Annotated in this window: 8 protein-coding genes and 3 pseudogenes; 3 read left to right on the forward strand and 8 right to left on the reverse strand. The window is 66.7% G+C overall.

Annotation, left to right across the window (positions count from 1 at the left end; all coding sequences use genetic code 11):
- Positions 1-337 (forward strand): DUF6807 family protein (locus IG99_RS42700; RefSeq protein ID WP_037684332.1); only part of this gene is annotated, 337 nt, incomplete at its 5' end.
- A gap of 192 nt (positions 338-529) precedes the next feature.
- Here the strand turns inward: IG99_RS42700 and IG99_RS42705 are convergent.
- The 5 genes and pseudogenes from IG99_RS42705 to IG99_RS42725 all read right to left on the reverse strand — a co-directional run bounded on the left by IG99_RS42705 (position 530) and on the right by IG99_RS42725 (position 5,425).
- Positions 530-790 carry a limonene-1,2-epoxide hydrolase family protein gene (locus IG99_RS42705; RefSeq protein WP_199815734.1) on the reverse strand — a complete coding sequence of 87 codons (261 nt, stop codon included), beginning with the start codon at positions 788-790 and terminating at the stop codon, positions 530-532.
- Between the two features lie 103 nt (positions 791-893).
- A pseudogene (locus IG99_RS42710) lies at positions 894-1,268 on the reverse strand (transposase); the annotation flags it as partial.
- A 47-nt stretch (positions 1,269-1,315) separates the two neighbouring features.
- A complete protein-coding gene (locus IG99_RS42715) occupies positions 1,316-3,655 on the reverse strand; it encodes a molybdopterin-dependent oxidoreductase (protein ID WP_051866612.1) in 2,340 nt (779 codons plus the stop codon).
- A gap of 276 nt (positions 3,656-3,931) precedes the next feature.
- Positions 3,932-4,249, reverse strand: a pseudogene (locus tag IG99_RS42720) (ester cyclase); the annotation flags it as partial.
- A gap of 147 nt (positions 4,250-4,396) precedes the next feature.
- Positions 4,397-5,425, reverse strand: a complete 1,029-nt coding sequence (locus IG99_RS42725) for a phenylacetaldoxime dehydratase family protein (RefSeq protein ID WP_037684337.1) — start codon at positions 5,423-5,425, stop codon at positions 4,397-4,399.
- 482 nt (positions 5,426-5,907) lie between these two features.
- Here IG99_RS42725 and IG99_RS44650 point away from each other — a divergent pair, with 482 nt between their 5' ends.
- The gene (locus tag IG99_RS44650) at positions 5,908-6,933 is read left to right on the forward strand and encodes a LuxR C-terminal-related transcriptional regulator (protein WP_051866613.1); all 1,026 of its coding nucleotides are present in this window, start codon (positions 5,908-5,910) and stop codon (positions 6,931-6,933) included.
- A 76-nt stretch (positions 6,934-7,009) separates the two neighbouring features.
- Here the strand turns inward: IG99_RS44650 and IG99_RS42735 are convergent, their stop codons facing one another.
- The 3 genes from IG99_RS42735 to IG99_RS44655 all read right to left on the reverse strand — a co-directional run bounded on the left by IG99_RS42735 (position 7,010) and on the right by IG99_RS44655 (position 9,217).
- Positions 7,010-7,540 (reverse strand): DUF6624 domain-containing protein, encoded by a 531-nt coding sequence (locus tag IG99_RS42735; protein WP_394298085.1) that lies wholly within the window; start codon positions 7,538-7,540, stop codon positions 7,010-7,012.
- A gap of 95 nt (positions 7,541-7,635) precedes the next feature.
- Positions 7,636-8,516 (reverse strand): IS5 family transposase gene (locus IG99_RS47195; RefSeq protein ID WP_107056169.1). Its coding sequence is split into 2 segments (ribosomal slippage): positions 7,636-8,156 and positions 8,156-8,516, totalling 882 coding nucleotides; the frame shifts between segments, so codons are not numbered across the junction.
- Positions 8,517-8,638: 122 nt separating this feature from the next.
- Positions 8,639-9,217, reverse strand: a complete 579-nt coding sequence (locus IG99_RS44655) for an IS110 family transposase (protein ID WP_063768399.1) — start codon at positions 9,215-9,217, stop codon at positions 8,639-8,641.
- Between the two features lie 225 nt (positions 9,218-9,442).
- Here IG99_RS44655 and IG99_RS42750 point away from each other — a divergent pair.
- A pseudogene (locus tag IG99_RS42750) lies at positions 9,443-10,087 on the forward strand (transposase); the annotation flags it as partial.
- Positions 10,088-10,314 lie beyond the last annotated feature (227 nt).

The following is a 10,314-nucleotide window of genomic DNA, read 5'->3' on the forward strand; positions in this document are numbered from 1 at the left end:
GGGCGGCGACGAGGTCCGCGGGCGGCGCATGCCGTGGATGGCTTTCGCGGGCCGCCACGACGAGACGGACGCCGAGTCGCTGGTGCTCATGGTCGACGACGCGGCGAACCCCAACCACCCGCCGCAGTGGTTCGCCCGTACAGAGGAGTTCGCCTGCCTCAACCCCGCACCGTTCTTCAGCGAGGAGCTGACCATCGAACAGGGCTCCACCGTGCGGTTCCGCTACGGCGTCGCAATTGCCGACGCCGACGCGAGCGCGGCTCCCGCGCTCGCCGAAGCGGTGCGCGAGGTGCTCGCTCGGTCCGAGGCGCCCGTCGCTGCCGGTGAAACCATATGAGCCCCACGGGGTGGTGACCGGAGTGCCGGGCGGGTGTCCGGCACTCCGGCTTGCCGGTTGATCGAAGCGAGTGATGCGCGTCAGGGGAACGCGGATCCATCGACTCAAGACCTCAGCGATCCCCGAACAGCCGCACCGGGAAGCCGCAATGTGTCGCGGTGAACAGGACCCACCGCTCAGTAGGAGCGGGCTCTACTGGCCGAGGACCGAGGGGAGCTCGGCGAAGTCGAAGTAGTCGCGCCAGGCGGTGATGAGGCCGCCGGTGACCTCGAAGACGCCCATGACCCGGAAGGTGATCGCACGTCCGCCGATGCTGAACGTGTCGGTGCGTTCATTCATGACCAGGTTGCCGGACGCGATCTGGTGGCGAATCTCCCACTGGATGACATCGAACTTGGGCAGGAAGCGTGCGAAGTCGTCACGGATGGCGGTGCGGCCGACGACGGGTTCCATTCGGGATGTTGTGGTAGCAGGCGTCTTCCTCGAAGTACTCGCTGAGCCGGTCCAGATCGAGATCGGGGACGTTCATGTCCTGGGCGAACGCACGGACGATTCAGTTCGCCTGCTTGCCCAGCGCTCCGCAGTACTGGTGCGCAACCGCCATCGACATCTTCCCGTCCTTGGGGAAGGACACATCATCGACCGCCCAGGCAGCCGGGCCGATCAGCGGCAGCATCCGCTCCGCGATCCGCCGCCGCACCGGCAGCGGATCCCAGGCCGACTGGTTCACGAACTACTGCAGGTTCTGCTCGTTGCCGTCCTCCAGCCGCTCCGCCATCGGCTGGATCGACTTGCGCCGCCCGTCCAGCATCAGCCCCCGCAGATAGCAGTCGCCCTTGACCCGCTGATCCTTCCGCGGCCCCGAGGCGAACGCATCAGCGACGAACAGCGCCAACTTCGACCGAGCACGGTTCACTTCATGTGCGTCCACACCTTCAACGTGCCCCCGAACAGACCGAGAAGGAACGTAACGGAGTCCTACTGGGTGTCCTGCGCAGGAGGATCGAAGGCCCGCACTGGCGGGAGTGGTCCGTCAAAGCGTTCGACCTGGACAAGCGCCGTTCCTGAGCTTGGGCCTTGGGCGAGCTTCGAGGTGCCCTTGTCGAAGGTGAGCACGTTCGGGTTGCCGTGCGCGTCGAGCCCACCAGGCTCGATGGGGTCGTACCACGCTCCGGCATGGAGCACGACGACGCCGCTGCGGACTCCTGGATCGATCACCGCACCGGCGAGACACTGACCACGGTCGTTGAAGACCCGAACGACGTCACCCGCGCGGATGTGGCGGGCTGTTGCGTCGTCGGGGTTCACGTGTATCGGCTCGCGTCCCCGGACCTTGGACTCAGCGCTGTGGTCTGCTTGGTCGTACTGGCTGTGTAGACGGGTTCGCGGCTGCGGAGAGAGCAGGTGCAGGGGGAAGTGCTCCGCAATCGTCGAGCCCAACCACTCCTGAGGCTCGAGCCAGGTGGGGTGTCCCGGACAGTCGTCGTAGGCGAAGGACTCGATCGTCGCCGAGGTCAGTTCAACCTTGCCGGAAGGCGTGGCCAACGGGTTTCGCATCGGGTCCTCACGCAACAACGCCAACGGGTCGGCCCGCCGATCGGGCTCCGGCAGGGGAATGGTGACCTCGCCGGCGGCCCAGAACGTCCGGAAGTCAGGAATCGGCATGCCGGCAGCGGCCAGGCCATCTCGCGTGGTGTCGTAGAGATGCCGCACCCACTCATCGGCAGACCGACCTTCGGTGAACTCGCGGCGGAATCCAAGCCGGTCTGCCAAGTCCGCGAACACCGCATAGTCGTCGCGTGCCTCTCCCGGGGGGTCTACCGCGGCGTGCATGACAGAGAGGTGAGACTCGTGGCGGCCGAACGCCACGTCGTTGCGTTCGAGATAGGTGGAGACTGGCAGCACGATGTCGGCATGCTTGGCGGTGGCGGTCCAGAAGGACTCGTGCACGATGATCGTACGGGGTTGCTGCCAGGCCTCCACCAGGCGATTGAGGTCCTGGTGATGATGGAACGGGTTTCCCCCGCACCAGTAGACGAGGTCGATGTCGGGAAAGGTCACGCGGCGGCCGTCGAAGTCGATCTCTTGCCCAGGACCCAGCAGCATGTCGGCGATGCGAGCAACCGGGATGGGCGCGATCTCGGGAAGCTCACGCACTTTTTGCGGGAATGCGGCGACCGGAAGCTTGCGTTGACGCGCGCCGGTGCTGTGGTGGGTGCCGAACCCGAGCGCGACCCCCCTCTGGGGCCGACCCAGGTGACCGGCCATGGCGGCGAGAGCAATGGCGGCCCAGAAGGGCTGCTCGCCATGGTCACCGCGCTGAATGGACCAGCTCACTGTGATCAACGTCCGGCCGCCCACGATCCGGCGCGCTAGGTCACGGATGGTGGCGTCAGGGATGTCACACACCTCGGCCGCCCAGCTCGCGTCCTTGACGACGCCGTCCAGAGCCCCGGACAGGTAGGCCACGAGATCCTCGGCCCCCACGCAGCACTCCCGCAGGAACTCGGCATCGTGGTCGCCGGCGGCCCACACCTCGTAGGTCAGGGCCAGCATCAACGCGGTGTCTGTGTTGGGCCTGACGCGGACCCATTGCGCCTCGTCGATGTCGAGGTCGCTCCGCTGTGGACTGATGTTGACCAGCTCGACACCGGCCTCGGCGCACATCCGCAGGCCCGAGCGCGACCGGTGCATGTGCACCCCGCCGGGGTTGACCTGAGCGTTCTTGGCAGGAAGGCCACCGAAGGCCAGGAGGAGGTCGACGTGCTCCGCGATCTCCTCCCACGTCGGGACGGACAGCAAGTGCTCATTGGCTGAGGTGCCGAGCACGTGCGGGACGATCCGCGCCATGGCGGCGAAGCTGTAGCTGTCGATCGAAGGCGTGTAGCCACCTGCCACGTTGAGGAAGCGATGCACCTGACTTTGCGCATGGTGAAAGCGCCCAGCGCTTGCCCACCCGTAGGAACCTCCGAAGATCGAGCTGGGCCCACGCGTGTTGTGGGCGCGCTTGATCTCTTCTGCCACCAGGTCGAGCGCGCGCTCCCACGAGACAGGTGTAAAGGTGTCGTCGCCCCGTCGTCGCGCGGGCGTATCCCTGTTCCGCAGGTAGCTGGTCCGAACCATGGGACGAAGGACACGACCTCGACCTTGGTCATAGCTCGTTCGGCGGTAGCCGATCGTGGCCGGCTCCGGGTCGTCCAGGGGTGAGATCCAGCGGACCTCCCCGCCCTTGACGACGACTCGATACCTACCCCAGTGCGTGGCAGTCGTGAACACTCCGTGGTGCACATCTGTTCGAGCGGGGCGCGGGTTCTGCATAGGTGAACGTCCTCTCATCAAGCAATGCGTGGCAGTCGTGACCGAGCGGAGTTCACCGCTCGTACTGACCCGAGCACGGCGGACCCACCATCCACCGAGACCTGGATGGTGAACGGCGTTGGACAACGACTCGAGAGCCGGCCCCGTGGGTGGCAGGCGCCTGGCTGCCCGCTCGCGAGTCCCGACCTCGCTCAGGCCGGGCGAAGACCTTGGTCAACCCTCGTTCGAACACCTCTGGGGTGCGTGCGGACACCGACCAAACCTCGCGGCTTCGCCTCACATGAGCGCTGCCGTCATCGCCCTGCCGTCGAGCCAGATCTCCTTGCGCACGATCAGACCCTCGCGGCACGTCATGACGTCGAGGATGCCGAAGCTCACGCGTTGCCCGCGCGGCTCGACCACCGTGCCGCCCAGGTTCCATGGCTTGGCCAGGGTGCCGGTGAGGATCGAGCGGCACACGCAGCCCCCGTCGTGGGCCACGATCTCCTGGATGTCGAACTGCTGGTCGGACCAGGCTTCGAGCAGGAACCCGAAGGCCGAGCGGCACTCCGCGGAGCCTCGCGCCTCGGGTGCTCTGGCCATGTGCATCTCGGAGTCCGCCGTGAACGAGCAGCACCGGAGTTGAACCGAGTCAACGACTCACTCCCGGGCTGCCTCCTGGCACCATGAATTCCGCCGACTTCGTAGTCAACGATCGTGTTCGACATCGCGTCTTACCTTCGGACCAGGGACCCGGACCGCTCAGTGATGGGTAATGGGATGGGACTCAGTGGTGCTCAGATGGCCGAAGAACGGCAGCAGGCCGGTACGGTCGTGACAATTGACGTATTCGGCTCGTGCGCCGCCTTCCGGCACCACATAGACCTCGTGCCCGAGCACCACGGTCACGTCTGGCGCGAAGTGCGCCGCCAGCTCGCCGAAGCTCTTCAGGATCGCAAGATGAGTCGGATGCTCATGGGCCCATGCCTCGAGGTGCGCCAGCGACTGCCACCAAGCCAGAGAGGACGTCTGCACCTGCGATCCGGCCGGGAAGTCGACGTCGAGCTTGCGGATACTGAGACACCCGGTCGTGAGGGGGTTGTCCACCAGGTAGTCGACCCCTACTTGATAGACGGGGAGCATCCGCTCCTCGAACCAGTCGCGCTCTGCATCGGGACAGTGCCGCCAACCCTGAGGCGACCTGATGAAGCAGGCGTTTTCCGGCACCTCGAACCAGATATGGCGGTCAAGCGAAGTCACGGCGCCCATTGAGACGTCCTGCACGGTCGCCGGAAGGCCGCCGTTCTCGGCGTCGTGGATACGGTCGCGCATCGACCCGAAGTAGGAGTGGAACGGGTTGAGCTGCGTCGATCGACTCTCGGCGATACCCCATCGGACGTCCTCGGTCGAAAAGGACGTCTCCAGTCGGCGCGCCGGCACCTGAATCGTCTCGACCCACAGGCCGATGCCTCGCTCAACCAAGCTCGGCGCCCAGGACTCCAGCGGGTGCTCTGCACGCCATCGCTGGTAATTCTCGTCGGAGGTCCAGTAGGTCATGAAAACCTCGTTGGCGCGGCCGGCTGCGTCCACATGGCGTCCGGCCTCGGCCTGATAGACACAGGACTCTGCTGCCAAGGCCCCCTGCAGCCGCTCATGCACGTCCTTCGCATCAGTTCCTGGGAGGTACTGAATGCCTATCTGCGCCATGACGATGACTTCGTCGAGTGACGAGAAAGTCGAGCTGTACGCGGAGTAGGGATTGTGGAAGTCGCGAGGTCGTATCTTCGTCACCGTCGGTTCCTCTCATGGGCAACTCATGGCTCAGCGTTGCTGCGCGCGACTCCGCGTCGTCAGACCCCGAGCAGGTACTGCCGACCCGTACTCGTTGGAGGCCACCGAAGCGTGCGACGGAGGCCGAGACGCGCCGGCCGTCACCCGAACGGGTCCTCTTCTCTTCGCAACCTTCCGTCACAGCGCCAGCGGGGCTGTTCAGACTTGACCCTGCTCCCGCATGGGTCGATCCTCGGAGCAGCGCGAGCGGTGAGGTCACCACGCGCCGGCCTCCCCGGGGCCCAAGTGAATATCGGGTTCATTGGGCAGAGGCGAATGACGACGCACGAAACCTTCCAGGCACCAACGGCGCCCTGTGACGGGCGCCGCCCTTGGTATCTCGCGCGTACTCAGGGAGGTTTGTCTGCAGCAGCAGCTGGTGTCGTACGTCGGGCATCGACCAGCGACTCGGCCGCAGAAAGGCGCCCCGTGTGGAGGGTTCGGTGAGCACCACGCTGCTCCGGTTCGCCGCCGAGGCACGCATGTGTGGGGAGCAGGAGGAGATCCAGACCAGGATCCTTGAGGAAATGTGCCGTGTCATCCCCGGAAAGGCCGCGGGCGTGTATCTCCTGGGCAGCGACGGTAACGCGGCATCGAGCGTGCTTGCGCATGGCGTCAGCGAGTACTTCCTCGCCAGGTACGAACATCAGGGTCGCGACTCGGACCCTGTGCTGCAGGCGGTGTTGACACGTCGTTCAGCGGTGACGGAAGCAGAGATCTCAGAGCCAGCCGAGTGGATGCTGCTTCCCCTTTACAGACAGGTGCTCGCCCTGCATAGCATCGCCCACACGTTGCAGGCACCTCTGATCGTGGCCGGAGAGGTACGAGGCACCTTGAACGTGGCTCGGACGTCGAGCCAGGGCAGATTCGCTCTCGCGGAGCTGACCGTGATGGAGGCGCTCGGCCGTCTGTCCGGCCTGGCCATGGAGAGGAACAACGTCGCTGAAGAGCTCGACAGACGGCTCGCGCGCGCGTCCGCGGCCCTCGAGCTGATCGACGAACCGGTCATCGTGACGGACACACGCACTGCGGAACGCACCGCGAATCCAGCGGCGCGGCAGGTCATCGCCGGGCTGTCAGGGGACCAGACCTTCGACGATGTTCTGGCCAGGGCGCGCGAAGGAGCAGCACATGTTCGCGACGGTACGACGCGCCCGAGCGTAGATCCCGAGACCGGCCTGAGGCTACGGTCGGTTCACCTGCCGGACGACGACATGATCATCACGATCATCCACAACCGGGTCGACGCACCGTCACCGACTCACGCACGGGCTTGGATCCAGGGAGTCCTGAGCCCCAGGGAGTACGAGATAGCAGACCTCGTTGCCTCGGGCTTGAGGGATGGCGAGATCGCGGTACAGCTCTTCTTGAGCCCTCACACCGTCAAGAAGTACTTGAAGAGCACGTACCGTAAACTCGCGTTGCGGTCACGGGTGGAGCTCACTCGAGCGATGCACGGTGGTGCCTAGGGCCTGTCCGGCGGATCATTGCCGTCGGCAGGTGAGCCCGGGCAGTGATCCACCGGACGCGACCGGCAAGGGGGCGTCAGGCCATGGCGAACTTGGCGACGTACTCGTCGAAGGGCTCGATGCCGATTGCCGCACGGAGTTCGTCCATGCGCTCGGGCTCTTCACAGGGCCACGGAACCGGCGCCCCGTCCTTCACGCCAGCGATCTGAGTTCCGTAGACCTGCTTGCGTCCCTCATTGACCAGCGTGCGGTCGCGCAGGAAGGCCAGCTCGCGCGGGCTGGCCGAGCCTGCCGACACCGCCTGCTGCATCAGATGAAGGGCGCGACGCTGAACGTCGAGCTGCCGGTCGGCGTGCTGAGCGATGAGCCATGCCGCGCGTGCGGCCTCCTCGCCGACCAGTTCCGCCGTCGGCCAGCCGTACTCCTCCATGATCTCGTTGAGCCGGTCACCGTGCCGAGCGGTCAGCCGCCGCCACGCCAGCTGCTCGGCGGGGTCATCGCTGTTCGCGCGGACTGCGGACTTGTGATCGGCCGCAGCCATCTCCGTGAGTTCCACCGCCAGCGCGGCAACGTCGTGCGCCACTCTCAACTCCCAGGTCAGCTCCATGCGTTGCGTCCGCCCGCAAGCCTAGAGGAGCAAATCGGATGTAAAGATCATTCCGGAGAACGGTGACAGGCGCCTCGCCGCACGGGATAATGGATCTACCCCCGGAGCCAGAGCCGGATTGCTGCGACGGTCACGGTGCCCTGGAAGACGTAGATACGCTTGTCGAACCTCGTGGCAACGGCCCGGAAGTTCTTAAGGGCGTTGATCGTGCGCTCGACTTCATTTCTGCGCTTGTAGATCGTTTTGTCGAAGCCGGCGGGCCGTCCGCCCTTGCTGCCGCGGCGTTGGCGGTTGGCCCGCTGGTTCTTCGGCTCGGGGATGGTGTGCTTGATCTGCCGTCTGCGCAGGTAGCGGCGGTTACGCAGGGAGGAATAGGCTTTGTCGCCGCCGAGGTGGTCCGGCCGGGTGCGGGGGCGTCTGCCGCCGGGCCGGCCGACACGGATTCGTTCCATGATGGGGATGAGCTGCGGGGCGTCGCCCCACTGGCCTGGGGTGATCAGCAGGGCCAGGGGGCGGCGCCCGCCTTCTCCGGCGAGGTGAATCTTGCAGGTGAGGCCGCCCCGCGAGCGTCCGAGCCCCTCATCGAGGCGGTGCTGTCGGGGCGTGCGTCTTTTCCCGGCACTCGCGGTGGTTTCTTGCTTGCTCCGGCGGCGTGCTGGTGGGCCCGGCAAGTGGTGGAGTCCACGCTCACCATGGACCAGTCGATGCGGCCATGGGCATCCGCGTCGGCCAGGACAGCCGCGTAGACCTTGTCCCACGTGCCATCCGCCGACCAGCGCCTGTGCCTCTCATACACGGTCTTCCACTTGCCGAACCGCGCAGGCAGATCCCGCCACGGCACCCCAGTCCGGTTCCGGTACAGGATCCCGTTAATGATCCTGCGGTGGCTGGCCCAACGCCCACCGCGCTGCCCGGACATGGGCAGATGCGGCTTCAGCCGGGCCCATTCCTCGTTCGTGAGATCTCCCCGCCCCATGAGCATGCCAACGTGCCGGAGTGCGAGAAGTCACTTGATCCGCCGGACAGGCCCTAGTGGACCGGGGTGGTCAGCAGCCGGAAGACCTCGCGGGCGATGGCACGCTTGAGCAGCCGGATGATCTATGTTTTGGTGCGCCCGGCATCGGTCTGCCGGGCGACGTACCCGCGTGTGCGTTGGTCGCGGGCCATCCGGGTGAGTGCTATGCGGTACAGAGCCGCGTTGGCCGCGCGGTCGCCGCCGCGGGAGAGCCGGTGCCGGTTGGTCTTCCCGCTCGAGGCCGGGACGGGGGCCGCACCGCACAGCGCGGCGAAGGACGCTTCCGTGCACAGTCGTTCCGGGTTCGCCCCTGCTGTGATCAGCAGCTGGGCGGCGGTGTCCGGGCCCACGCCGTAGGCGGCACGCAGGCCGGGATTGAGTCCGGTGACCAGCTTGTCCAACTCCGCGGTCAGAGCCGTGTGTTCCTGGGTCAGGCTCTGGACGCGCCGGGCCAACGTGCGCAGTGCGGTCAGGAGCGCGGTGTTCTCGTGATCGGTGGCCGGCCGGATCTGGGCCAGGTCAGCGATGCGCTTGTCACCAGGCTGTGCCGGGTACTTGGCGCGGATCGGGTCGGGCGCGGTGACCAGCAGGTGCGTGATCTGGTTGAGCGCCGCGGTGCGTGCCTTGACTGCGGAGCGCGCGGCGGTCTGCAGGGCGCGCATACCGTCGACCGCGCTTCCCTTGGGAGCGCTGGTCGCCCGCCCCGAGACGACGGCGCGGGGCCGCGGCGTAGGCGTCGATCGGGTCGGACTTGCCGATCCTGCGACGCTCGGCCTTGTCGGGCCGGTTGACCTCAACGACGGTCAGGCCGGCCTGCCGGGCCGCGCGCGTAAAGCCCGCTCCGTAGGAGGACGTGCCCTCCACCCCGACGGCGGCGACGGTTCCGTGGGCCTGCAAGAAGGCGATCGCGACAGCGTACCCGCAGCCTGCGTGGGAAATTCGGCGTCGCCGCGGTGTCCGCAACCGGGAAGGAAGTCGCCCACCCACAGGACGCCGAGCCGCACCAGCCCGCTTACGGCGGGCTCGGCCCGCCGACGCTGCCCCGCTACCGCACTGCACCCCGCGCCGTCTCGGTCCTCGCAGCCCAGGCCGGTGCCGGCCGGTTCACCGAGGTGACCTGGCGCCAGGGCAGCAAAGGCGCGATGACCTCAAAGTTCGCGGTCCTGACCATCCGGCCTGCGGACAAGCAGTCCCTGGCCGCAGCACAGGAGGCGGGCGGCGGCCGCAACCGGTGGGACGGCCGTCTGCCCGTCCAGACGCTTTTGGTCGAGTGGCCGGACGGCCAGGACACTCCGACCGGCTACTGGATATCGAACCTGCCCGTCACCACCCCGGTCGCCGACCTGGTGCGGTGGGCGAAGATGCGCTGGCGGATCGAGCACGACTACCGCGAACTCAAGCACGGCCTGGGACTGGACCACTTCGAGGGCCGCACCTGGCGCGGCTGGCACCACCACGTCACCCTCGTCACCGCCGCACAAGCCTTCCTCACCCTCCGGCGGCTCGACCCAAAAGTCCGCACACCGGCCTGACCCTCTACCAGGTCCTTGACCTCCTCCAGGACCTGCTGAGGTGCTGGGCCGGTGCATGCACCACCTGCGGACGACCTCTGCCCAACCCGCGAAACCGCCGCAGACAGCCCAGAACCTAACGAAGCACTACTAGTAGGGCTTGGTCAGGTCGGTTGTGGTGGCGCGTGTCCTTCGGGACGGGTGCGGCGTTGAGGGTGTGTGACTCCGGACGAGATTGCTGTGGTGCG

Source organism: Streptomyces griseus subsp. griseus, from assembly GCF_000720255.1.
GTDB lineage: Bacteria > Actinomycetota > Actinomycetes > Streptomycetales > Streptomycetaceae > Streptomyces > Streptomyces griseus_I.